This is a genomic window from Paenibacillus sp. SSG-1 (genome assembly GCF_002224835.1).
In the GTDB taxonomy this organism is placed as follows: domain Bacteria; phylum Bacillota; class Bacilli; order Paenibacillales; family Paenibacillaceae; genus Paenibacillus_AQ; species Paenibacillus_AQ favisporus.
Genome location: NZ_MBRK01000001.1, coordinates 3,994,311 through 4,016,046, shown reverse-complemented (window position 1 = coordinate 4,016,046; position 21,736 = coordinate 3,994,311). Strand labels below are relative to the sequence as shown.

Below are 21,736 nucleotides of genomic sequence, written 5' to 3'. Positions count from 1 at the left end.
TAAACTCTACGGTTTATACTCGCATTACATATGACGGGTACGATAAGTTGGTAAGGTTTGCGAGAATACCAGTCGGGAGGTTGAGAGAAATTGGATTCGATTATTAATTTTGCCCACCGGGGCGCATCTGCGGTATGTCCGGAAAATACGATGGCCGCTTTTGCCCGCAGTTTGGAGCTTGGTGCCACAGGGATTGAAACCGATGTTCAGTTAACCCGGGACGGCCGGCTTGTCCTGATTCACGACGAAACGTTGTCCCGTACGACAAACGGGAGCGGGTGGGTCAAAGACCATGACCTGGAAGAGCTGCGCAAGCTGGACGCCGGCAGCTGGTTCCATCCCGATTTTGCGGAGGAGCGCCTTCCGCTGCTGGAAGAGCTGCTGGAGCTGGTTCAGGACACCGGGACCGTCGTCAACATCGAGTTGAAAAATACGAAGGTACCTTATGCAGGGCTTGAGGAGAAGGTCATCGACATGGTAAGAAGCTATAACCTGAGTGAGCGAATCGTCATCTCAAGCTTCAATCACTATTCCCTGCGGCTCTGCAAGCAGCTCGCGCCAGAAATCCGCACCGGCATTTTGTACATGGAGGGACTGTATGAGCCGTGGGAATATGCCCGCAGCGTTGAAGCCGACGCCCTGCACGCCTACCATTTTGCGGTGCTGCCTGAATTTGTGGCGGGAGCGAAGGCGGCCGGTAAGGTATACCACCCATGGACGGTCAACGAAGAAGAGGAAATGCGGCGTCTTATCGACGCAGGGGCAGCGGGGATCATCACCGACTACCCGGATAAGCTGGCTGCGCTGCTGAGCGCTTCAGTGCGCTCTTAAACACCGATAACCCGATGCCACGGCGGCATCGGGTTATTTTGTGCCCGTAAACGTCTCCAGAACAGTGAGGGAACGCGTCACCCTTGATGATCCGGTGAATCCCCGTTCGACGGATGTTTACCTTTCTTCAATTCCCGCGCCCCTTCTTCCAGCACGTCTTCAATCATGTCCGTGGATGACGGCGTTTCATGATCGGGATCCGGAATGGGATCGACCCCGGGGAAACGATCCTCTTCATTCGGTGTATTCATCGCCACACGTCCTTCCTATAGAATCGTTGGTACTTCCATAGTGTGTTCCTTATATGTAAGGATAAACCGTTCCAAGTGCTGCTGAACCACATTTTCCTGCACCTTCCGAGACGAAAGGTTAATCGTTATATAAAAAAATAAAGCTGCCCAGTCAAGGCAGCGAATATTAACGAATATGAATGAGGCGTGACAGATGGCCGACTTCATCCAGCGGAATCCACATGGAGCCGTACACCGTCCGCATCTTTAAAGTGCCCGGATCATCGGATTTCTCGGGGATGCCGGTAATGGATTCACCATCCAAATTTTGAACGAATAATTGATGGCCGCGGCGGATCGCCATTTCAATTTCCTTTTCCATGAGACTATTCTCCCGTATCCACATACTGGTAAGACTTTTGTATCAATAACTATCTTTATCATAAGATAATTTTCGTCTGTTGGATAGAGAACGAATGTTTGATTGGTGGGGATATGGACCTAAAATATAAATTTAATTTGAACAGTTGTGCTGAAAAATAAAAAAACCCTCCGTCTGGAGGGGCAGAAAAAAATGCCGAGCAGTTAAATCCGGATGTCTAGACGGTTTCCCAAATGGGGTGCGGCGCTGCTATCCAGCATTTTGACCAGGGATTGACCGTCCTGCGAGGCTTGATCCTTAGCGATTTTAAGCACCTGGATGCTCACATTTTGAGCCAGCCGGGACTGGCTCATGGCCATCGATAAAGCAGGGATATCCATCATAAGCCTCCTCTATGTAAAATGGGTAACATCTATGTTATCGGATTTTCGGTGTGATTTATAAAATAGATGCCGCCCGGGAACCAAGTTCCCGGGCGTGCGATCAGGGAGGTGTCATGCTGATTTCATCCGAAAAATCCGGAATTAATACATGTCTCCACCGAAGTGATCGCGACAGTGGCATCTTTTATGGTGGCGTTTTTTGAAGTGGTGGTGCTGTTTGTGAATCTTATGGCAGGAAACATGCTTTTCTTTGTGGACCTTTTTGATTACAGGCTCCCAGTCCACTTTGACGAATATCGTTTTCTTGATTTCTTTTTTAAGGATGACTGGTTTTGGTCTGCGGACATGGCAGTCACGACGGTGATCATGTTCGTGGAAAAAGAATTTACCCATTTGGTTACCCCACCTTTGTTGGAAAATGTGAAACCTGAGATATCGTATGTAATGGTTTCCTTCGCAAACACGGCGGAGGTCCATGTGGGAACAAAATAGATGATTATCTTAACGGGACAGGGCCAAAACTCTGCGGCTAATTGTGAACAAAAAAACTCTTGAAGCCTTAAGCTTCAAGAGTTTCTATAGATGATCTGCAGTGGGCTCGAACCACTGACCCCCACCCTGTCAAGATGGTGCTCTCCCAGCTGAGCTAGCAGATCGTATAAGTCAGATACATTTAATATAATAACAGCGCCATAGTTAGCTGTCAATCATTTTATTTTGCTCACGGTGAATGGCATGCACAATTTGTTTGCCGCTCATGATTAGAAGCTATCCAAACGGGCGAAAACTAAAGTATATTTCGAATCAGAAGGAGTGGCACGGTATGCCGAACAAAGGCGGGCTGCTCGCGGCAGGGATGTGCCTGCTGCTTGCCGGATGCTCCCCCGCGGGTGAGTTTTCGGATGCGCAGGAGCCGATCAAGCCCGGTTCAACAATGGCCGACTCACCGATTATGCTGGACGTTTACGGCAAATCGGTCAGCGAGGATGTGTATTCCAAGGGCCCTATTACGCCGCCCTGATTCTTTGGACAAGACAAGGGCCCGTGCTCCGACTGCACCGGCCCTGTTTTTTTCGATATAGGAAAGTATTTGCATCGGAGATTCGGTTTCCTTATATCGCATGAAAAACTTCCGCAAAACACGGTTCTATCTTCCGTGAGTGTTCGTCGATAAACGTTTTTCTTATTCCTCATCCCATTTGCGTGAATACCCTTTTTGGATGACATAAATGAATGAATAGATCAAGATGGCTGATAAAATGACGATCAGCGCAATGGTCATGCCCATAACGATCCATGGTCTCCCTTCCATAGAGCTCTCATGAGTCAACTATACAGGAAAATCATTTTTTTGTATAATGATTCAATCGTGTTTTTTATATTGATTGCATGAAAGAGAGGGTAACCGATGCCTGCAGAAATAGTATACGTGACGACCCCCGAGCAGCTGGAACATGCGCTGGACATCCGCCAGGAGGTGTTCGTCAAGGAACAAAACGTGCCCGCCGACCTGGAGATCGACGAATACGATGTGATCAGCGACAATGTTCATCATATCCTCCTTCAGGACAAGGATCAGTATGTGGCCACCGGCCGGATCATTTATTATAACAGCGATACTGCCAAGATGCAGCGAATCGCGGTTCGCCGCGAGTTCCGCACCCACGGGTTCGGCCGCATTTTGCTGATGGCGATGGAAGAGCGTGCGAGGGAACTGGGGCTGGCCTATTCCATCCTGGATGCTCAGTGCCAAGCTGAACAGTTCTATGCAAAACAAGGCTACGAGGTCATTTCCAAGGAGCCGTTCGATGACGCGGGCATTCCGCATGTCCGTATGAAGAAAACACTGTAGGCTTCATTTCTTCGTATAAATCCATGTTCTCAGGGAACGATATCCATATGTCACCTTGATATATCATGACAACTTAAGGAGTGGATATCGATGGGAAACCCGGGAAGAGAACAATTTATCGCAGTACAGAAGAACGGTGACGGCGACTTGACGGCCTTTCAAACGTCGTCGGGCCGGGTGCTCGATTACGAGCAGGCGCTGCAGGAAGTAAAAGCGGGCGCCATTGCCGGAGTAAACGTCTTTAAAGGCCGTGACGGCGAGATGTACATCCGCGGGGACGCCGACGGCGATCCGTCGAATAATCTCGATAACTTGCCTACTTTTGAATAAAAGACGAGCGTCATGTTTCCAAAAATAACAGCCGGCTGCAGAGAAGGTTCATCTTTCTGCAGCCGGCTGTGTTTTTTCACCCGTAATCCACATCGTCCAGCAAGGGTTACAGCGTATATACGTGCCCTTGCTCAAGGAAGGTCATTTCTCCGGTTTTTCCTACAAACTTGTCTTTATTATCTGCATAATGCATCAATCGGATCATACGCTGAACCGGCTCCGGCAGCGATAGGAGCTCGCTGAGCGTCGTATGCACCTCGCCCGGTCCTTCCAGCTGGACCTCGTGCAGGATCGTATCACAGCCGCGTTCCCCTACGAGCTTGTCCAGCAGCCCGGGGTCGAAGGTCATGTCCGCGCTGTAGAAAATCCGGCCGTTAATATAGAGGGAGAAGCTGTCTTTGCCCGGAATGTGGCGGTTCGGGATGAGCTCCAGCTCGATTTGCTCCGACAGGCGGCAGGGAACTCCCGGTTGAAGCGTATGTACATCGAAGGCGTCCTCGAGGCAGGTGATTTGGCCGGGTTGGGACAGACCGCCCTTCAGCGTGTGCTCCCACAGCACATCACGCAAAGCTTCCGCGATATAAAGCTTCATTTTGCGATGGTACGCATATTTCATCTGGAAGGCAAGCTCCTCCAGGCCGCCGACATGATCGCCATGAATATGGGTGATCAGCACGGCATCCAAGTCATTAAACGTTTTGCCCAGTTGGTGAAGGGCGAGGGGGGCCGTAATTCCGCAATCGATCATCAAAGTGAACGACCCGTCCCCGAGCAGGGCATTATTGTTGAAATACTTTTTGGCAAAAGCGCTGCCTGTCCCCAGCATCTGAAGCTGCAAGCTCATCGGTTGATCCTCCTGTGAATGAGCGGCATGCCGAGCATGCCGTTCGTATTTTTTTCTTTCATTATACACCACAGTTCCCAATTTCCATCTACCCCCATAATATGCTGTAAACGCGCGAAATGGGGTTTTGTCATGGCGAAGGGAAAAAGCAAAAAACCAGCACAAGCCAAAGGGGAAAAGGTCATTCGAGGCATGAGGCTCGTGACCTCCGACGTATGCGAGGCCTGTAAAACGCCCTGTGCCCGGGGAATGGCGTACGCGGCACGGATGAGAGTTCCGGGTGCGATCGGCAAAGGGGTGCCCTGTATTTTAACCAAGAAATAAGGAGAGAAATTAGGAACTGAGCCAAAATTTGGAGCTATAGTCCCACAAGGTGGGGCTTTTTTTTGTATCCCTGGAACAAAATTCCTTCACTTTTGAGAAAAAATGTGAGTTTTGCCCGTATGGACAGCGCAACTTGCGTTTGTACTTTTCGTATATACATACAACATCACGATGGAAATGGAGGGAAACGAACAAGATGAATTGGAAGAAAGTTATGGTATGCGTATTCGCCTTTTCCCTGATGGGGGGTTCTGTGTTTGCAGATTCAATTACCCAAAAAGTCAGGGTGTGGATGAACGGCAAGGAAATCCAGGACGGCGGTTATATCATCGACGGCAAAACCTATGTCCCGATTCGGGAGTTTGACGGGGTCGTAAAGTTTAATTCAGATACGAACAAGGTTGAATTCATTAAGCCTAACGTACATATATTTCTGTTTAATGGAGATACCGTCTTCGGTAACGTCAATAAAGGGAAGCTCAAGTTTAACGTATTCTGCCAGGTGGACAGCCTATCGGACGATGTGGCGAGCGTAAAGGTGGCTATTACAGATCCTTCGGGAAAGGTCAAGGATATCCAGTCTCAGGACGTGAGCGGCAGCCAGAAGGATAATTTCTGGTTCCGGACTTACGATTTTACGTATGATTTCAGCAGCGCGGGCAAATATAAAGTGGGGTTCTACATTAAAGCCACCAAGACCAGCGATTACGTCCTCGTATCGCAAAAAGTGATCACTGCGCTGAACTGACAACCCCCGAGGAGGATAAATTGACCAGATCATGCGGACGTGATACGATACGGTGGTATGATCCATTCCAACCATAAGTGAGGTTTTTGTTAAAATGAGCGATCACAAGCATGAACACGGCGAAGCCTGCAATCATGATCATGACCATGATCACGAGCATGAGGAATTTGTTCTGACGCTGACAGATGAGAACGGCAAAGACGTGGAAATGGTTCTTGTCGAAACATTCGATGTAGGCGAGAACGTTTATGCACTGCTGCTGGAACGTGAGAATCCTGAAGCGGACGGCATCATCCTTCGCGTCGAGGAAGAGGACGAGGAAATGATGCTTTACAATATTGAAGACGAAGAAGAATGGAACAAAGTGGAAGCCGCTTATAACGAGCTGGTTGCCCAGTTGGACCAGGAGTAATCCTTTTCGCCACAAGCCCTACACCAAGAAACCCCCGAACCGCAGCGAAAGCGGGACCGGGGGTTTCTTTTTTTGGTGCAGGCGGTAAAGAGCCGCGCGTATTAAAAAATCGGATCGGTTTCCACAATGACCTTGACGTTTTGGATATACCGGTCTTCCGGTCCTTTTACCGGCAGCCCGACGTCCACATGGTCGACAATGTAGTCGATATTGTCCTGGGAGATAACCTCTCCCGGAAGAAGGATCGGAATGCCCGGCGGATACACATAAATAAACTCGGCGATAATGCGTCCGGCCGATTCCTTGAACGGAATGACTTCCGTATCCCCATAGAAGGCATCCCTTGGAATGAGGGACAGCTGCGGAATTTCCGGAATTTTAACAACCAGCTCGTTGGCTGTGTTTACATTATAGTAGGTCTGTGCCAGCTCGCGGAGCGCATTCACCAGGATGGAGATGGTCTCCTCGTTATCCCCTGGCGTAATCAGGCACAGGATGTTGTACATGTCGCTCAGCTCGACTTCGATATTATACTTTTCGCGAAGCCAGTTTTCGGTCTCATAACCGGTGATGCCCAGGTGGCGGACATGGATGGTCAGCTTGGTCGGATCATAATCGTAAGTCGCTTCCCCGCCGAGAATTTCCTTGCCGAAGCAGTAGAGACCTTCAATTTCATTGATTTGCTTGCGGGCGGACTGCGCCATGTCGATGGCACTTTGGGCCATGGCATATCCGTTCAGCGCCAGGTTCCGTCTGGAGGTATCCAGCGAAGCGAGCAAAATGTAGGAAGTCGACGTCGTGGTCAGCATACTGATGATCGTTTGCACGCGCTGCGGATTGACATAGCCGTTCTTCGTGTTCAAATTCAGCACGGAGCTCTGCGTCATGGAGCCGCCCAGCTTATGCACGCTCGTCGCGGCCATATCCGCTCCGGCATCCATAGCGGACATCGGCAGTTCCGGATGGAAATGGGTCAGCACGCCGTGGGCTTCGTCCACGAGGACGGGTACATGCCGGCTGTGGGCGAGGTCCACGATCTCCTTCAGATTGGCGGAGACGCCGAAGTACGTCGGATTAATGACGAGAACCGCCTTGGTGTCCGGATGACGGTCCAGGGCCCGCTGCACGGAGCGGACGGTAATGCCGTGGTCGATCCCTAAATTTTCGTCGCGGGCCGGCGAAACGAAGACGGGCTTGGCACCGGAGAAAATAATCGCGGACATGACCGACTTATGGACATTCCGGGGAACGATGATTTTGTCGCCGGGAGAGCACATCGTCAGAATCATGGTCATGATCGCGCCGCTGGTCCCCTGTACGCTGAAATACGTGTAATCGGCGCCGAAGGCGTCAGCAGCCAGAATCTGGGCTTCCTCGATGACGCCCGTCGGCTGGTGAAGGTCGTCCAGCGGGGCAATATTGATCAAATCTATAGAGAGGGCGTTATCGCCGATAAATTCTCTGAATTCGGTATCGGTCCCCATTCCCTTCTTGTGGCCGGGAATATGGAACTGAACGGGATTTTTTGCCGCGTGCTGTGTGAGTGCTGTAAATAAAGGGGTACGGCTATGGTCCATGTATGCTGTCACAACCTTTCATCTGTTAAAATTACAAAGCTCAGTATAGCAAATCGGGGGGCGAATGCAAGCGGCTTTTTGACCCTGTGAAAATCTCGTCCCCATATGGGGTACACTATTAGTATAGACCATACTGCTGGGAGGATTCGCACAAACCAAAATAGGGAAGTGGTGAAACGCGTGTCGCAAATAACGGAAGCGGCGGCAGCCCGCCGGCTGATTTCGCCCTTTTTCATCGGGCTGCTGACGATTCTATTTCTCGTGGAATTTATGAAAGGGTCGCTTTTGGTGGCCATTTTGCCGGTTTATATGAAAAACTCGCTCGGTCTCGGCGCCCATACGATCGGTCTCGCTTTTTCCCTTCAATATATCGGAGACAACCTGTTCCGCAGCCCGTCGGGCTGGATCGCCGAGCGGCTGGGGTACCGCAGAACGCTGACAGGGGCGCTGGTGCTGACCATCGTCGCGGTTGGCATGATCGCCTTCTTATCCGGCGCAGGCTGGCTGTCGCTTGCCTGTTTTATTCTTGGGGTAGGCACTTCGCCGCTGTGGCCATGCGCCATGACCGGGACGACGGCCATTTCGGGTCCGAGAGGCAACAGCGGACAAATGATCGGCATGCTTGAGATCGCTTCGCTGGGCGGAACAGGTGCAGGACCGATCGTCATGAATTTTTTGATGGACCGTACGAACAAAAATTATCAGACGCTATTTTTTATCCTTATCGGCTGCTGCATCATCGTAGTTCTGGTTGCATTGCTCCTCCCGGGAAGAGTCAAGGCCAATGGGCAGGGGATGGAAAGAAGGACGGAATCTGCGAGGGGGGTCCTTCCCCAACTGCTCGGGAAGGTGAATCATCTTTTTGCCAGCATCCGCAAGACGCTGTACGAAATCAGGCACAACCTGAAGGTCAGCTGGCTGGTATTTCCGGCGCTGTTTCTCCAATCCTTCGTCATCGGGCTGCTCAGCCCGGTGATCACGCTGTACGTTCAAAATGAGCTGCACCTGTCTCCAAATATGTACAGCCTGCTGCTGATCGCGGGCGGAGGCATTACGATGCTGGCGATCATTCCATGCGGGAAGCTGGTCGACCGGTTCGGAACCGCCCCCTTCCTGAATGCCGGGTTTCTGCTGGCGGCTATTTCCCTCATCATGTTCTCGGCGGTGCGCTCGCTGCCAGTTGTGTTCGCCACCGTAGGCGTGGTGGGCATCAGCTATGCCATGATCCTGCCTGCCTGGAATACCTTTGTATCGACACATGTGCCGAAAGGCGAGCGGGGAGCGGTCTGGGGATTTTTCCTCACCCTCCAGGGCTCGGGCATGGTTGTCGGGCCGATCGTTTCAGGTCAGCTCTGGGACCGTATCGGGCATTCAGTGCCTTTTGTCGCCAGCAGCATCGTCATGGCCGTGCTGTTTGTGATCCACCTCGTTTTGTCGCGCAAGAAGCGGGCAGAGGCGCCGTAACAAACAAAAAAAAGGATAGGGTGCCAGCGCGCTTATGCGTACTGGCTGCTCTATCCTTTAATATTTGGCTGCACCGTAAGCGGCGGTTAGAACGCCATTTTATACAGCGGCAGCAGCTGTTCAAAGGTGGAATGAATGACGGACACCAATTGGTCTCTGTCCTCTAGCACGGGGTCCCCTTTTTCAATCCGGAGTCCGCACAGCACCTCGGATTTTTTGACGTTCTTCAGCTTGTCCGCCATTTTGGCGAAGTCTGCGGCCGTCATTTCAGACTGCGGGGTAAAGCCGGGATCCATATGGTCCATCGACCAATAGAACGTTTTGGGGAGCTTTTTGACAGCCGCGATTCCTTTCTTCCCTTCCAGATGCTCGGCGAATACCGACTTGTTCGTGCTCTCGTAAATGATCGCAAAGATGATGAACAGATGCGTGCCGAACATGCCCACCTGAAAATGGGGGAGGGCTTTGTAGCCGCGTTTGTTGGCCGCCCAAGCCACCCAGGTATCGTTCGGCGGGTTTACCGTCCGGCGGGCATGCTTGGCCACGTGAACGAACATTTCCTCTCCGCAGAGCGCGGACAGGAAGGGTACGATTTCGCTGCCTAATATTTCAAGTTTGGGGCGAACCCGCTCAATGAGCACTTCCATCCGGGGCTCCAGTCCCTCCACATTAAACACTTCAAAATCCTGCGCGTTAAATCCTGCAAACGGCATTCTTGCTGCCTCCTCCATCCAAATGCGTGTTGAATTTTTGTCCCATTATACCACAATCCGCGGCGGATCTTTAATTGGCAGGGCTTCCGGCCGGTCTTTTCCGTTTGATGCTGCGCCCTGTCGGGTAAAAATAGTCAATAAACCAAGTTACCGTTACATAGGATAAAGTATAAAATATAGCAAAGCTGTTTAGCCATCAGCTTGATAACGAAGCTGAAGAATCACCGGCCGATTCCAGCCCGCCGGTCTTAAGAAGCGGGAGAAGGAAATAGCCAAAGGCGGTCCAATTTTGAAGGAGGGAGTGCCGTGAATAAGAGCTATGAAGTGGAATACTGCAATTTGGAGCTTCGGTTTAACCGGCGGCATATTCAGGACCTGATCAAGGATTTGATTCAAGACGGCTATTCGTTGTACTGGAGCGAAAACGAAACCCTGTTCATCATCTCCGTCCGAACGGGGCGCAAACTCGTCAAGCTGCGGTTTAACCGGACGAAAAACGGTTATAAGATGGTTGGAGATTACACGATCCGGGACGCCAAGCTGGCGGAATGGATGGAGAAGCTGATCGAGGATACCCGCGGTCACGCGATCGTCAAACGTTTCAAGGACCGCCAAATTCTGATCGAGAGCATTCTATTCGGCGAGGTGATCCGGCTTGTCGAAATTTCAGGCTATCAGCAAAAAGTATTGTATCAGAAGGGTCCTTTTATGACGGAGCAGGAGATTTCCAAAATGTATTTCTCCAAAGAGGGCGACCTGCGCCTGCAGCTCCTGAGGCTTGAGCTGGATGACGAGCTGGAGCGCCTGTACGAGGCGATGCAGGCTGGAGATGCCGAAAAAGCGGAGAAAAGCAAGGAGAAGCTCGCCGCCTTGTCCAAGGATTTAATGATGCTTGAATGGTAACTTACCTTTTGTACGACAATAGAATGGAAGATCGTTCATAAACACCTCGGATGCGCTGCGGGGTGTTTTATCACGGGCAGCTGACTGCCGAACCCGGACTTCACTTTCACGCGTAAACACGTTAAAATAGGCTTGTTCTAAAATTTTCATCAAAAAATCGCAAAGAATGGAGAAAAAACATATGTCGAAACAACAAATTGGTGTCATCGGCCTTGCTGTCATGGGCAAAAATCTGGCACTCAACATTGAGAGCAGAGGCTTCACCGTTTCCGTGTTTAACCGCTCTCCAGAAAAAACGCATGATCTTTTGAAGGAAGCCGAAGGAAAAAATCTGACGGGGACTTTCTCGATTGAGGAATTTGTGAACTCGCTGGAAACACCGCGAAAAATTTTAATTATGGTACAAGCCGGCAAGGCGACCGACGCCACGATCGAGCAGCTGGTGCCTCACTTGGACGAAGGGGACATCATCATCGACGGAGGCAACGCGTACTTCCCGGATACACAGCGCCGCAGCGCGGAGCTGGAAGGAAAAGGACTGCGCTTTATCGGGACAGGCGTATCCGGCGGGGAAGAGGGAGCTCTGAAGGGACCTTCCATTATGCCTGGGGGACAAAGAAGCGCCTACGAACTGGTGGAACCGATTCTGACGGCGATTTCCGCCAAAGTGAACGGGGAGCCTTGCTGTACATATATCGGACCGGACGGTGCCGGACATTACGTAAAAATGGTGCATAACGGCATCGAATACGGCGACATGCAGCTGATCTGCGAAGCTTACCAGCTTCTGAAGGATACGCTGGATTTGAGCGCCGAAGAACTGCATGAAATTTTCTCCGACTGGAACAAGGGCGAGCTCGACAGCTACCTGATCGAAATTACGGCCGATATTTTCGCGCAAAAGGATCCGGAGACGGGCAAACCGATGGTGGACGTTATTTTGGACTCAGCCGGCCAAAAAGGCACGGGCAAGTGGACAAGCCAAAGCTCCCTGGATTTGGGCGTGCCGCTGTCTATGATCACGGAATCCGTATTCTCCCGCTTCCTGTCGGCCATGAAGGATGAACGCGTAGAAGCGAGCAAAATTTTGAACGGCCCGAAAAAAGCGCCGTTCCAAGGAGACAAAGCCGAGTTTATCGAGAACGTCCGCAAAGCGCTGTTTGCAAGTAAAATCGTATCCTACGCCCAAGGCTTCGCGCAGCTGCGCGTCGCTTCCGACGAGTACGGCTGGGATCTGCAGTACGGCAACCTGGCGAAAATCTGGCGCGGCGGCTGCATCATCCGCTCCCGCTTCCTGCAGAACATCACCGACGCCTACGAGAAAGATCCGGGCCTGAAAAACCTGCTTCTGGATCCGTTCTTCAAGGACATCATCGAGAACTACCAGGAAGCATGGCGTACGACGGTAGCGACGGCCGTGGCTCAAGGCGTTCCGGTTCCCGGCTTCGCCAGCGCCCTGGCCTATTTCGACAGCTACCGCACGGAGCGGCTGCCGGCGAACCTGCTTCAGGCGCAGCGCGATTACTTCGGGGCCCACACGTTCAAGCGCGTGGACAAGGAAGGCGTCTTCCATCACAACTGGATTCAGGAGTAATCGTTACTTGGGGGAGCCGCTTCGTTTTCTCCGCTCTGGAAAAGACCGTGCATCGCCTCCAGCAGGCAGACGCGGATCCTCTCGTTGTCGAGCCCTTGGGCAGATGACCGGCTGAGCAGGAGGACGGCGGCCTCGCCGAAATATTGAAAATTGCGCATTAGACGTGGCTTGGGAAGCTCCAGCAGGGCTGGATCTTTCTGAGCCACTTTTTTTTGGACGTAATGAAGCACCCAGAGCAGATCGTCCCGGCACAAAATGTGCTGGGGATCGAAAATTTGCTCTATCCGTTTGGGGCCTCCTAGTAAAGGGCTATGGGAATCATGCATGGCTCCTCTCGACCACTCCTCATATTCTACTGGTTATCAAGTTGATGTATGTATATGATAGAGTTCCTGCAAATAGACTTGCAGGCGAAGGACGGCATTGTCGAAAGTTTTTGGCCTGTGTTATGATATGTAGCAAGTAACGGCATGGGCAGCAGCAAGTGCAAAAAGGGGTGTTCTATTGAACCGGACTAAACAAAATATTATCTTGATCGGTATGATGGGCACGGGCAAGTCAACTGTAGGCGATCTGCTGGCTATGGAGCTCGGATACCGGCTGATCGATCTGGATGCCGCCGTCGTGGAAAAGGCCGGCATGACGATCCCGGAGATCTTCGAGCGGCATGGTGAGCCGCATTTCCGCGAGCTCGAGAACGAGACGCTGCGGCAGGTGCTCGCCTCCGAAGAAGGAGTAATCGTCGCCACGGGAGGCGGAGCGGTGCTGCGCCCGGACAACTGCGAGCTGATGCTGCAGGGCGGTCTCGTCGTGGCGCTTACCGCGAATGCGGAGCATATTATTGCCAGGGTCCAGGGGGACCGGAACCGGCCGCTGCTTGCGGGCAATGCGGAGGAGCGGGTGAGAGCGCTGCTTGAGGAGCGGAGAGACGCATATCGCTTTGCCCACTGCACGGTGGACACATCGGGCCTTGCGGCGGAAGAAGTCATGCGTGCAATTTTAGCGCATTACCGCGTCTAAGCTTATCTCTGTGAAAAAGCAGCAGCCTGACCGGGGTCAAGCTGCTGCTTCAGTAGCTTAGGTTGCGGAAGGGCATCCAAGCCATAACTTCCCTTTGTGGGGATGAGGTTTCCGGGTGCTCCCCGCAAAGTACCTGAATAGGCATCGAAGCAAAAGCTTCACTTTGTGGGGATAATGTTTTCGGGGCTCCCCGCAAAGTACCTGAATAGGCATCGAAGCAATAACATCACTTTGTGGGGATATGATTTCCGGGGCCCCCCGCAAAGTACCTGAATAGGCATCGAAGCAATAACATCACTTTGTGGGGATAATTATTCTTCTTCTTCCTCGTTCCATTGAAGCATGCCGCCGACCATGTTGACGCAGTCGATGCCGTGCTGCGACAGGTACTGGCAGGCGCGCATGCTGCGGCCGCCGCTGCGGCAGATCATGATGACTTCGCCGTCTCTCGGGATTTCGTCGAGACGGGCGGGGATTTCACCCAGCGGGATATGCTTGGCGCCGCTGATCATGCCCTGGGCCACTTCATCGTCCTCACGGACGTCAATCATCTGCAGGGACTCGCCGGCAAGCAGGCGGCGTCTCACCTCAGAAGGCTCTATTTCACGAAACATTGACAATGTTAAAACCTCTTTTCGACTGTAATCATACTGTTCATCACCTATGATAACCAAGCAGTAAATCGGCTGTCAATCCGGACAGACCCGCGGGAAGAGCCATACTACCGACTATTGCAAAGGAGATTACACATGGACATGATCGTACATCCGACTCCCCGGCTGAGCGGGGAAATCGGAGCTCTCTCATCCAAAAACTATACGACCCGCTACCTGCTGGTGGCGGCGCTGGCCGAAGGGACAAGCACGGTATACTTCCCGGCTCACAGCGAGGACAGCGACGCCATGCGCCGCTGTATCCAGGACCTCGGCGCCACGCTCGTCGAAGACGACGAGAAGGCCGTCATTACCGGCTTCGGCAGGCATCCGCGTGACGTCAAGGAGCTGAACGTCGGCAATGCCGGCGCGGTGCTGCGCTTCCTGATGGGGACCGCCGCCCTCTGCCCGGAGGTGACGTTCGTCAATACGTATCCGGACTCGCTGGGCAAGCGCCCGCACGACGACCTGATCACCGCGCTTGAGCAAATCGGCGTGCAGGTGGAGCACAACAACGGGCGCCTGCCGATCACGATTCGAGGCGGGCAGGCGAAAGGCGGCCGAATTACGGTATCGGGCGAAGTAAGCTCGCAGTACTTGAGCTCTCTGCTGTTCCTGACGCCGCTGCTGGCGGAGGACAGCGAGATTGAGGTGACGGGCGACCTGAAATCGAAAGTCGTCATCGGTCAGACGCTGGAAGTGCTGGAGCAGGCAGGGATCGTCATTCATGCCAGCGACGACTACACGCATTTCCGCGTTCCCGGCAACCAGTCCTATCAGGCGAAAACCTATACCGTTCAGGGCGACTACCCCGGATCGGCGGCGGTGCTGGCCGCGGCAGCGGTCACGGAATCGGACGTGCTGATCAAGCGCCTGCCTGTGCAGAGCAAGCAGGGAGAGCGCGCGGTTGTCGACGTGCTTCAGATGATGCAGACTCCCCTGACGCATGAGAACGACGAAGTTCATGTTCGCGGCAACGGGAAGCTCAAAGCCGTCGAGTTTGACGGGGACGCAGCCACGGATGCCGTGCTGGCCATGGTGGCGGCTGCCGTGTTTGCGGAAGGAACCTCCCGCTTCTATAACGTGGAAAATCTGCGCTACAAGGAATGCGACCGCATCACCGATTACCTGGCTGAGCTGCGCAAAGCCGGGGCCAACGTGGAGGAGCGCCAGGCGGAGATCATCGTCCACGGGCGGCCGGAAGGGGTCGAGGGGGGCGTCGAGATCAACGCCCATTACGACCACCGGGTCATTATGGCGCTGACCATCGTCGGCCTGCGCTCCAAGCAGCCGCTGCGGATCAAGGACGCGCACCACGTCGCCAAATCGTATCCGCAGTTCTTCGACCATATGAAGGCGCTTGGCGCCCAGGTGGAATGGGTAAAGTAACTCATAAGTTATATAAGTTCAGGTAAATCCGATTCTTGAAGAAAATAGAGCAAAGGCGGGATGAACGATGTCATTTGAAAATCCGACCCGGGAAGAAATCAAGGAAATTCTGGAGCAGGCCGGCAACATTGCGGTCGTCGGCCTGTCCGACAAGCCGGACCGCACTTCTTATATGATTGCGGAAGCGATGCAGCAGCGCGGCTACCGAATCATTCCCGTGAACCCGACCGTTCAGGGAACCATCCTTGGCGAAACGGTCTACGCCTCGCTGAAAGACATTCCCGAACCCGTTGATATTGTCGATGTGTTCCGGCGCAGCGAATACTGCGCGGACGTGGCCAGGGAGGCTGCCGACATCGGCGCGCGGGTACTGTGGCTGCAGCTCGGCGTTGTCAGCGATGAAGCCGCCAGCATCGGCGAAGAAAACGGCATGCGGGTCATTATGGACCGCTGCATCAAGGTGGAGGACTCCGTAACCCGGCCGAACCGTCCCGGCCAAAAGAACGGATAATACCTTCACTGAATACGAGGCAAGACAGGGCCGTGCAGAGCAATCTGCAGGTCCTTTTTTCTTTTTGACAAAAAGTTGAACAACGCGTACCATTTTAAATATGTGTGTGTGTGTTGAGAGGAGAGTGCATGTCTTGAACTGGCTTGGATCGCTGCAGCAGCTCGGCAGAGCAGTGATGCTGCCTACGATGGTTCTGCCGTCGGCCGCCATACTGCTGTGTGTCGGCAGTCTGCCATGGGCAGCCTGGGGGCTGCCGGGCGTCGCAGAGGTGTGCACTTGGGCAGGACAGGGTATTTTTTATTTCCTCCCGTATCTGTTTGCGGTAGGAGTGGCCTGGGGACTGGCGAACCAGGCGGGACCGGCTGGCCTTGGGGCTCTGGCCGGGATGTTTATCTATGATCAAATTACGAGGCATCTGGGTAATGGTGGCATTCAGCCTTCCACGCTGATCGGCATCATTTTCGGCATGATCGCCGGCTCTGCCTATAACCGGTATAAACATATCAAGCTGCCTGAGATTGTCCAGTTTTTTGGCGGCTCGCGCTTCGTGCTTTTGTTTATGGGGCTGTTCTCCGCCTTGTTTTCGTGGGTAATGGTCTTCATCGCTCCGCTGCTGCAGAAGGCGCTGAACGAGCTGACCATGCTCATGGCGCATATGGGCGGATTCGGTCTGTTTTTATACGGCATTTTGTACCGGATCCTGACGGCGTTCGGCCTTCATCATCTGCTCAACAATGTTTTCTGGTTCCAGCTGGGAACTTACAAAACCCCGTCGGGCAGCATCGTGCAGGGGGATTTGCCGCGTTATTTTGCGGGGGATCCGACCGCCGGTACATTCATGGCCGGACTTTTCCCAATTATGATGTTCGCACTGCCGGGCATCGCCTTGGCGATCATCCAGGAAGCGCGGGAAGACCTGAAGCCGAAGGTCAAGAAGACGTTTTTGACGGCGGCCTTGGTCTGCTTTTTGACCGGGGTGTCCGAACAGATCGAGTTTGCCTTCTTGTTCGCAGCGCCTTATTTGTTCATCCTGCATTCGATCCTGTCGGGGATCGCGATGTGGATTACGTATGCGCTCGATATTCATCACGGGTTTTCCTATTCCGCAGGGGCGATCGATTATCTGCTGAACTTCCATCTGTCGCATAACGCGCTTCTGATAATTCCGATCGGGCTCGGATACGGCCTTATGTACTATTTTCTGTTCCGCTGGGCCATTCGGCGGTTTCAGATTCCGACTCCCGGACGCGAGGAAGGCTCCACGCTGGAGGACTGGGCAGGCAACATCCCTTATCAGGCGCCGCTCATTCTGGAAGCGCTCGGGGGCAAGGACAACATCGTTCAGGTGGAATCCTGCATCACCCGGCTGCGGCTGACGGTCAAGAACGACCGCATGATCGACAGCAATGCGCTGAAGCTGCTCGGCTCCGCGGGGCTGATCAAGCTCGGCGGGGGCAACGTGCAGGTCGTATTCGGCACCTATTCGGAGCTGATCCGCGAGGAAGTGAACAAGCTGCTGCACCGGGATTTGCCGCAGGTTCTGTTCAGCGCGCCGGTCCAAGGGAAAATGATCCCGATCGAAGAAGTGCCCGATCATATTTTCGCCGCGAAGCTGGTGGGAGACGGGGTGGCGTTCATGCCGGAGAAAGGGGAGCTCGTGTCTCCGGTATACGGGACAATCATGCACCTGTACCCGACGATGCATGCCATCGGGATCTCGACACCGGAAGGGCTCGAGGTGCTGCTTCACATCGGCATCGATACGTCCCAGCTCAAGGGCGGGCATTTTACTGCGGTCGTACAAGAAGGAGACGCGGTGGAGCCCGGCCAGCTGCTGGTTAAATTTGATATCAACTATATCCGAAGTCATGCTTCATCGCTTGCCACGCCGATGGTGATCACCAACCCGGACCGCGTTAAGTCATGGAGCTTCGCTCCGTTCAAAGCCGTCAAGAAGGGGCAGACGTCGGTTATGTCCGTAGTATTACACGACAGAAATGTTGGAGGTTTGGAATCATGATACAAGGCATCGGTGCATCTGCCGGGGTAGCGATTGGAAAAGCATTTGTACTGCCGAACTGGGAATGGGACCTGCCCGAGACCGGGATCGACGCAGTAGATCTGGCCAACGAATTTGAACGGCTGTATGAGGGGATACGCACCTCCAAAAATGAGATTGAGTTTATTAAAAACGAGTTCAGGGATATGGTCGGGGAAGAGGAGTCGAGCATTTTTGACGCCCATTTGGCCATCCTGGACGATCCGGTGTTCATGAATGAAATCCAGGGCGTCATTGAGCGCCAGTATAAAGCGGCCGAGGTCGCGGTAAAAGAGGCGATCGATCATTTCGTCACGATGTTCGACCTGCTGGATGACGAATACATGAAGGAGCGGGCGATGGACATCAAGGATGTCGGCAACCGCCTGCTCAAGCATCTGCTCGGCGCACCGGAGATTACGCTGCCTGCGGATACCCAGCCGTATATCCTCGTGGCCAAGGAGCTGTCCCCGTCCCAGCTGGCGCATTTGAATCCTTCCCACGTGCTCGGCATCGTGACGATGGTCGGCGGGAAGACGTCCCATTCGGCCATTATGGCACGGGCTCTCGGTATCCCGCTCGTTGCGGGGCTGGAGAACAAGCTGAAGGATCCGATCCAGACCGGGGATTTGCTGGTCATTGACGGAGATACAGGAGCGCTGTATCTCAATCCGGATGAAACGCTCGTGGAAGAATATGTGCGGATCCGGGAGCGCCAGCTGGCGAAGAAGGAGCAGCTGGAGCTGCTGGCTGCCGTCGAAGCGATCACGAAGGACGGCTGCGAGCTTCACCTGGCCGCGAACATCAGCTCCGCCAAAGAAGTGGAATCGGCCTTGAAATACGGCGCCAATGGCGTAGGGCTGTTCCGGACGGAATTTTTGTACATGGACCGCAGCACGTTTCCGAGCGAAGAAGAACAGTTTGAGGTGTACCGCCAGGTAGCCCAGCAAGTGGGTGAGCTTGGGGCGGTGATCCGCACGCTCGACATCGGCGGCGACAAGCAGCTGGATTATTTTGCGCTGCCGGATGAGGATAACCCGGTTCTAGGCTACCGGGCGATCCGGATCAGCCTTGACCGCCAGGAGCTTTTTCAGACGCAGCTGACCGCCATTCTTCGGGCGAGCGCGTTCGGCAGGGTGAAAATTATGTACCCGATGATTTCATCGGTCGACGAAATCAGACAAGCCAATGAAGTGCTGCATCGGGCCATGGCCGATCTTGACGCAAGGGGCATCGCTTACGACAAGGACATCCCGGTCGGCATCATGATCGAGATTCCCGCCGCGGTCATCATCGCCGATCTGCTCGCGGAAGAATGCGACTTTTTCAGCATCGGCACGAACGATCTGGTGCAGTACGTATTGGCTGTTGACCGGATGAACGAGCAGATCGCCCATATGTATCATCCGTTCCATCCGGCGATTCTGCGGATGCTGCGCACGACGGTGGAAGCCGCGCACCGGGCGGGCATTCCCGTCAGCGTGTGCGGCGAAATGGCCGGCGATGAACGCTCGGTACCGATCTGGCTGGAGCTGGGCGTGGACCATCTGAGCATGTCGATCCAGTCCCTGCTGAAGCTGAAGCATCGGATACTTAACACGACGGCTTCCGATGCGAAGCGGACGGCGCAGACATGCTACCAGTTGAAGAGCAGCGTCGAAATCGAACGCCTGCTGACCGAATTTGCCGAGCCTGCTTGCGCAAATAACGAAAGCGTAAATCAGCCTCGGGGCGAAAAGGGCAGCAACGCTTCCTGACCGCCTGCCTGCCCCTGCCGTCTAAATACAGAAAAGAGCCCGCCGATCCACCAAGTGGACGGTCAGGCTCTTTTTTTGACCCGGCTGACTGCCTATGGCCTGCTGCTTATTGCCCCGCAAGCGCATCGCAAAAGGCTTTGCCGTAAGGCGGAAGATCCGGCGGACGGCGGGCGGACACGATATGTCCGTCAGTGACGACCGCCTCATCCTTCCAGATCGCGCCGGCGTTCTCCATATCGTCCCGGATGCCCGGAGTGGAGGTCACGGTAACGCCCTGCAAAATTTTAGCCGAGACCAGCACCCAGCCTGCATGGCAGATTTGCCCGATCGGCTTGCGGTCCTCGTGCATTTCCTGCACCAGCTGCAGCACCTTTCCGTAGCGGCGCAGCTTGTCCGGCGCCCAGCCCCCGGGCACCAAAATGCCGTCGTAATCCCGGCTGTCCACTTCTTCAAACGAATAGTCCGATACGGAAGGAACGCCATATTTGCCGATGTAGGAATGTCCCTTTTTGTCCCCGACCAGGTGCACCTCGGCGCCTTCCTCCCTCACCCGGTATACGGGATACCACAGCTCCAAGTCTTCAAACTGGTCATCGACGAGCGCAATGACCTTCTTTCCGGCTAATCTCATGTTCAGCATGCTCCCTCCTGAGTAAATGTCCCTATGTTTCCAGTGTAACAAAAATGAATAGAACAATCATGCTTTACAAGAAAGGGATGGGCCGTTTGGTAAATAAAACAGGTGGGCTGGAGAGGAAGGAATCCAGCGCGGGCAGGGCGAATACGAAGGGGAACGACGATTTTTACAATGACTATATAAAGATGTAAAAAGATATATGGGGTGGAAATATGGGATCAAAATGTAAATGTGGGGAAGTCCTTAGACTTGACCTCCGCACGGTGATGTATACCCGTAATGTAATCATACGGCATGTTCCGGTGCTTGCTTGTGACGATTGTTCGAATTATGAGCTGCTGCCATGCATGAGACCGGTGCTGAAGAAATGCGTCGAGACGCTCGGGGAGCGTCCTTCCCGTCGAAGCTTTTCTTTGGCAGACCACCATGAGCTGGCAGGAATGGTTCGCGAGGTGTTCCTGCGTCCCGAAAGCCTGTCCCGCGAAGATTTGGAGCTGCAGATTGAAACCGAGGTCAGGGACCGTATCAACCTGCTTCTGGACTTATACAGCTTTGCCGAACAGACTGAGGACCACGAGTGGGTGGAAAATATCCGGGAGCGGCTGTCCCAGCTGTCGGCGATGCTCCCTGAATTGAACCAATTTTACGCCTGATTTACGTTTTACTGCATTTTTTCGGGTTTTTCGCTAGGTATGTTGGATTTTTCACGAGCTTTTTGATACGATAGATTCAGGATTTGAATCGAAAAAAGGGGATGTATATCAAATGGCGACAATGACTAAACTGACTACTAGCGATCAGCTGCAATCCGCATTGGAAGCCTCCACAGATAAGCCTCTGCTGCTGTTTAAGCACAGTACACGCTGCCCGATCAGCGCCGGTGCGTATCGGGAAATGATGTCTTACTTGGAAGATCAGCCGAATGAAGCCGTACAGTATGGTCTGATCCATGTTGTCGAAGACCGTCCGGTATCGATGGAAGCGGCGGATCGTCTTGGGGTGCAGCATGAATCGCCTCAGGTTATTCTGGTTCAAAATCAGGCGCCCATCTGGCATACGTCTCATTCTCATATTACTTCTGAAGTGATTAAAGAGCATTTGCAACAGCTGTAAGTGTAATCATTGCACAATGCAAAATTTTGTC

At 53.3% G+C, this 21,736-nt stretch carries 27 protein-coding genes and 1 tRNA gene; 17 read left to right on the top strand and 11 right to left on the bottom strand.

All coding sequences use genetic code 11. The annotated features are described in order from the left end of the window. The first annotated feature begins 90 nt into the window (after window positions 1-90). On the top strand, window positions 91-831 hold the full coding sequence (locus BCV73_RS18640; RefSeq protein ID WP_089548167.1) for a glycerophosphodiester phosphodiesterase: 741 nt from the start codon (window positions 91-93) through the stop codon (window positions 829-831). 77 nt (window positions 832-908) lie between these two features. Here BCV73_RS18640 and BCV73_RS35100 read toward each other — a convergent pair whose 3' ends face one another. The 3 genes from BCV73_RS35100 to BCV73_RS18630 form a co-directional block, all read right to left on the bottom strand. Continuing rightward, window positions 909-1,082, bottom strand: coding sequence for a hypothetical protein (locus BCV73_RS35100; protein WP_179232029.1), 174 nt, complete (start codon window positions 1,080-1,082; stop codon window positions 909-911). A 166-nt stretch (window positions 1,083-1,248) separates the two neighbouring features. Next, a complete protein-coding gene (locus BCV73_RS18635) occupies window positions 1,249-1,443 on the bottom strand; it encodes a hypothetical protein (RefSeq protein ID WP_089548166.1) in 195 nt (64 codons plus the stop codon). Window positions 1,444-1,646: 203 nt separating this feature from the next. Then, window positions 1,647-1,823, bottom strand: coding sequence for a YjfB family protein (locus tag BCV73_RS18630; protein WP_076169885.1), 177 nt, complete (start codon window positions 1,821-1,823; stop codon window positions 1,647-1,649). A 165-nt stretch (window positions 1,824-1,988) separates the two neighbouring features. Between BCV73_RS18630 and BCV73_RS18625 the strand changes: the two genes are divergently transcribed. After that, a complete protein-coding gene (locus BCV73_RS18625) occupies window positions 1,989-2,318 on the top strand; it encodes a hypothetical protein (RefSeq protein ID WP_218828158.1) in 330 nt (109 codons plus the stop codon). Window positions 2,319-2,409: 91 nt separating this feature from the next. Here BCV73_RS18625 and BCV73_RS18620 read toward each other — a convergent pair. Beyond that, a tRNA-Val gene (locus BCV73_RS18620) sits at window positions 2,410-2,482 on the bottom strand. Window positions 2,483-2,649: 167 nt separating this feature from the next. Between BCV73_RS18620 and BCV73_RS18615 the strand changes: the two genes are divergently transcribed. Continuing rightward, window positions 2,650-2,847 carry a hypothetical protein gene (locus BCV73_RS18615; protein WP_076169887.1) on the top strand — a complete coding sequence of 66 codons (198 nt, stop codon included), beginning with the start codon at window positions 2,650-2,652 and terminating at the stop codon, window positions 2,845-2,847. A gap of 162 nt (window positions 2,848-3,009) precedes the next feature. On the opposite strand, the gene BCV73_RS35855 is transcribed toward BCV73_RS18615, so the two are convergent. Continuing rightward, window positions 3,010-3,138, bottom strand: coding sequence for a hypothetical protein (locus BCV73_RS35855; RefSeq protein WP_256992896.1), 129 nt, complete (start codon window positions 3,136-3,138; stop codon window positions 3,010-3,012). Window positions 3,139-3,234: 96 nt separating this feature from the next. Here BCV73_RS35855 and BCV73_RS18610 point away from each other — a divergent pair, with 96 nt between their 5' ends. After that, on the top strand, window positions 3,235-3,678 hold the full coding sequence (locus BCV73_RS18610) for a GNAT family N-acetyltransferase (RefSeq protein ID WP_076169888.1): 444 nt from the start codon (window positions 3,235-3,237) through the stop codon (window positions 3,676-3,678). A gap of 90 nt (window positions 3,679-3,768) precedes the next feature. Continuing rightward, a complete protein-coding gene (locus tag BCV73_RS18605) occupies window positions 3,769-4,008 on the top strand; it encodes a DUF3892 domain-containing protein (protein WP_076169889.1) in 240 nt (79 codons plus the stop codon). 106 nt (window positions 4,009-4,114) lie between these two features. On the opposite strand, the gene BCV73_RS18600 is transcribed toward BCV73_RS18605, so the two are convergent. Continuing rightward, window positions 4,115-4,852 (bottom strand): MBL fold metallo-hydrolase, encoded by a 738-nt coding sequence (locus BCV73_RS18600; protein ID WP_089548165.1) that lies wholly within the window; start codon window positions 4,850-4,852, stop codon window positions 4,115-4,117. 520 nt (window positions 4,853-5,372) lie between these two features. On the opposite strand from BCV73_RS18600, the gene BCV73_RS18590 reads away from it, so the two are divergent. Then, entirely contained in the window at window positions 5,373-5,924 is a 552-nt protein-coding gene (locus BCV73_RS18590; RefSeq protein ID WP_089548164.1) for a copper amine oxidase, read from the top strand. Between the two features lie 94 nt (window positions 5,925-6,018). Then, window positions 6,019-6,336: a DUF1292 domain-containing protein gene (locus BCV73_RS18585; protein WP_076169893.1), complete on the top strand. Its 318-nt coding sequence runs from the start codon at window positions 6,019-6,021 to the stop codon at window positions 6,334-6,336. 101 nt (window positions 6,337-6,437) lie between these two features. Here the strand turns inward: BCV73_RS18585 and BCV73_RS18580 are convergent, their stop codons facing one another. Further along, window positions 6,438-7,913, bottom strand: coding sequence for an aminotransferase class I/II-fold pyridoxal phosphate-dependent enzyme (locus tag BCV73_RS18580; protein ID WP_076169894.1), 1,476 nt, complete (start codon window positions 7,911-7,913; stop codon window positions 6,438-6,440). 180 nt (window positions 7,914-8,093) lie between these two features. Here BCV73_RS18580 and BCV73_RS18575 point away from each other — a divergent pair, with 180 nt between their 5' ends. Beyond that, entirely contained in the window at window positions 8,094-9,377 is a 1,284-nt protein-coding gene (locus BCV73_RS18575) for an MFS transporter (RefSeq protein WP_256992895.1), read from the top strand. A gap of 86 nt (window positions 9,378-9,463) precedes the next feature. On the opposite strand, the gene BCV73_RS18570 is transcribed toward BCV73_RS18575, so the two are convergent. Beyond that, a complete protein-coding gene (locus BCV73_RS18570) occupies window positions 9,464-10,090 on the bottom strand; it encodes a YktB family protein (protein WP_089548162.1) in 627 nt (208 codons plus the stop codon). 306 nt (window positions 10,091-10,396) lie between these two features. On the opposite strand from BCV73_RS18570, the gene BCV73_RS18565 reads away from it, so the two are divergent. Further along, a complete protein-coding gene (locus BCV73_RS18565) occupies window positions 10,397-10,993 on the top strand; it encodes a hypothetical protein (RefSeq protein ID WP_076169896.1) in 597 nt (198 codons plus the stop codon). A gap of 181 nt (window positions 10,994-11,174) precedes the next feature. Next, entirely contained in the window at window positions 11,175-12,587 is a 1,413-nt protein-coding gene (gndA, locus tag BCV73_RS18560) for an NADP-dependent phosphogluconate dehydrogenase (protein WP_089548161.1), read from the top strand. Here gndA and BCV73_RS35845 read toward each other — a convergent pair. Further along, window positions 12,578-12,745 (bottom strand): hypothetical protein, encoded by a 168-nt coding sequence (locus BCV73_RS35845; RefSeq protein ID WP_256992894.1) that lies wholly within the window; start codon window positions 12,743-12,745, stop codon window positions 12,578-12,580. The genes gndA and BCV73_RS35845 overlap by 10 nt on opposite strands. Before the next feature lie 346 nt (window positions 12,746-13,091). Here BCV73_RS35845 and BCV73_RS18550 point away from each other — a divergent pair, with 346 nt between their 5' ends. Continuing rightward, entirely contained in the window at window positions 13,092-13,607 is a 516-nt protein-coding gene (locus BCV73_RS18550) for a shikimate kinase (protein ID WP_256992893.1), read from the top strand. A 311-nt stretch (window positions 13,608-13,918) separates the two neighbouring features. Here the strand turns inward: BCV73_RS18550 and BCV73_RS18545 are convergent, their stop codons facing one another. Beyond that, the gene (locus tag BCV73_RS18545; protein WP_076169899.1) at window positions 13,919-14,221 is read right to left on the bottom strand and encodes a rhodanese-like domain-containing protein; all 303 of its coding nucleotides are present in this window, start codon (window positions 14,219-14,221) and stop codon (window positions 13,919-13,921) included. Between the two features lie 135 nt (window positions 14,222-14,356). On the opposite strand from BCV73_RS18545, the gene aroA reads away from it, so the two are divergent. The 4 genes from aroA to ptsP all read left to right on the top strand — a co-directional run bounded on the left by aroA (window position 14,357) and on the right by ptsP (window position 19,955). Further along, window positions 14,357-15,649, top strand: a complete 1,293-nt coding sequence (gene aroA / locus BCV73_RS18540) for a 3-phosphoshikimate 1-carboxyvinyltransferase (RefSeq protein WP_076169900.1) — start codon at window positions 14,357-14,359, stop codon at window positions 15,647-15,649. Window positions 15,650-15,716: 67 nt separating this feature from the next. After that, window positions 15,717-16,160, top strand: coding sequence for a CoA-binding protein (locus BCV73_RS18535; RefSeq protein WP_089548160.1), 444 nt, complete (start codon window positions 15,717-15,719; stop codon window positions 16,158-16,160). Between the two features lie 133 nt (window positions 16,161-16,293). Beyond that, window positions 16,294-18,180: a glucose PTS transporter subunit IIA gene (locus BCV73_RS18530; protein ID WP_076169902.1), complete on the top strand. Its 1,887-nt coding sequence runs from the start codon at window positions 16,294-16,296 to the stop codon at window positions 18,178-18,180. Continuing rightward, the gene (gene ptsP / locus BCV73_RS18525; RefSeq protein ID WP_089548159.1) at window positions 18,177-19,955 is read left to right on the top strand and encodes a phosphoenolpyruvate--protein phosphotransferase; all 1,779 of its coding nucleotides are present in this window, start codon (window positions 18,177-18,179) and stop codon (window positions 19,953-19,955) included. The genes BCV73_RS18530 and ptsP overlap by 4 nt, the downstream gene beginning before the upstream one ends. Window positions 19,956-20,061: 106 nt before the next feature. On the opposite strand, the gene BCV73_RS18520 is transcribed toward ptsP, so the two are convergent. Further along, a complete protein-coding gene (locus tag BCV73_RS18520; RefSeq protein ID WP_089550313.1) occupies window positions 20,062-20,586 on the bottom strand; it encodes a type 1 glutamine amidotransferase domain-containing protein in 525 nt (174 codons plus the stop codon). Window positions 20,587-20,939: 353 nt separating this feature from the next. On the opposite strand from BCV73_RS18520, the gene BCV73_RS18515 reads away from it, so the two are divergent. Both BCV73_RS18515 and ytxJ read left to right on the top strand, forming a co-directional pair. Then, window positions 20,940-21,245, top strand: coding sequence for a hypothetical protein (locus BCV73_RS18515; RefSeq protein WP_089548158.1), 306 nt, complete (start codon window positions 20,940-20,942; stop codon window positions 21,243-21,245). Between the two features lie 112 nt (window positions 21,246-21,357). Beyond that, window positions 21,358-21,705 carry a bacillithiol system redox-active protein YtxJ gene (ytxJ, locus tag BCV73_RS18510; protein ID WP_076169905.1) on the top strand — a complete coding sequence of 116 codons (348 nt, stop codon included), beginning with the start codon at window positions 21,358-21,360 and terminating at the stop codon, window positions 21,703-21,705. Window positions 21,706-21,736 lie beyond the last annotated feature (31 nt).

Bases quoted from the DNA above. Each gene is read 5' to 3' on its own strand.
- BCV73_RS35855 (WP_256992896.1), bottom strand. From the start codon at position 3,138: ATGGAAGGGAGACCATGGATCGTTATGGGCATGACCATTGCGCTGATC.
- BCV73_RS18600 (WP_089548165.1), bottom strand. From the start codon at position 4,852: ATGAGCTTGCAGCTTCAGATGCTGGGGACAGGCAGCGCTTTTGCCAAA.
- BCV73_RS18570 (WP_089548162.1), bottom strand. From the start codon at position 10,090: ATGCCGTTTGCAGGATTTAACGCGCAGGATTTTGAAGTGTTTAATGTG.
- BCV73_RS35845 (WP_256992894.1), bottom strand. From the start codon at position 12,745: ATGCGCAATTTTCAATATTTCGGCGAGGCCGCCGTCCTCCTGCTCAGC.
- aroA (WP_076169900.1), top strand. From the start codon at position 14,357: ATGGACATGATCGTACATCCGACTCCCCGGCTGAGCGGGGAAATCGGA.
- BCV73_RS18580 (WP_076169894.1), bottom strand. From the start codon at position 7,913: ATGGACCATAGCCGTACCCCTTTATTTACAGCACTCACACAGCACGCG.
- BCV73_RS18615 (WP_076169887.1), top strand. From the start codon at position 2,650: ATGCCGAACAAAGGCGGGCTGCTCGCGGCAGGGATGTGCCTGCTGCTT.
- BCV73_RS35100 (WP_179232029.1), bottom strand. From the start codon at position 1,082: ATGAATACACCGAATGAAGAGGATCGTTTCCCCGGGGTCGATCCCATT.
- BCV73_RS18585 (WP_076169893.1), top strand. From the start codon at position 6,019: ATGAGCGATCACAAGCATGAACACGGCGAAGCCTGCAATCATGATCAT.
- BCV73_RS18630 (WP_076169885.1), bottom strand. From the start codon at position 1,823: ATGGATATCCCTGCTTTATCGATGGCCATGAGCCAGTCCCGGCTGGCT.
- BCV73_RS18590 (WP_089548164.1), top strand. From the start codon at position 5,373: ATGAATTGGAAGAAAGTTATGGTATGCGTATTCGCCTTTTCCCTGATG.
- BCV73_RS18605 (WP_076169889.1), top strand. From the start codon at position 3,769: ATGGGAAACCCGGGAAGAGAACAATTTATCGCAGTACAGAAGAACGGT.
- ptsP (WP_089548159.1), top strand. From the start codon at position 18,177: ATGATACAAGGCATCGGTGCATCTGCCGGGGTAGCGATTGGAAAAGCA.
- gndA (WP_089548161.1), top strand. From the start codon at position 11,175: ATGTCGAAACAACAAATTGGTGTCATCGGCCTTGCTGTCATGGGCAAA.
- BCV73_RS18515 (WP_089548158.1), top strand. From the start codon at position 20,940: ATGAGACCGGTGCTGAAGAAATGCGTCGAGACGCTCGGGGAGCGTCCT.
- BCV73_RS18545 (WP_076169899.1), bottom strand. From the start codon at position 14,221: ATGTTTCGTGAAATAGAGCCTTCTGAGGTGAGACGCCGCCTGCTTGCC.
- BCV73_RS18535 (WP_089548160.1), top strand. From the start codon at position 15,717: ATGTCATTTGAAAATCCGACCCGGGAAGAAATCAAGGAAATTCTGGAG.
- BCV73_RS18635 (WP_089548166.1), bottom strand. From the start codon at position 1,443: ATGGAAAAGGAAATTGAAATGGCGATCCGCCGCGGCCATCAATTATTC.
- BCV73_RS18610 (WP_076169888.1), top strand. From the start codon at position 3,235: ATGCCTGCAGAAATAGTATACGTGACGACCCCCGAGCAGCTGGAACAT.
- ytxJ (WP_076169905.1), top strand. From the start codon at position 21,358: ATGGCGACAATGACTAAACTGACTACTAGCGATCAGCTGCAATCCGCA.
- BCV73_RS18520 (WP_089550313.1), bottom strand. From the start codon at position 20,586: ATGAGATTAGCCGGAAAGAAGGTCATTGCGCTCGTCGATGACCAGTTT.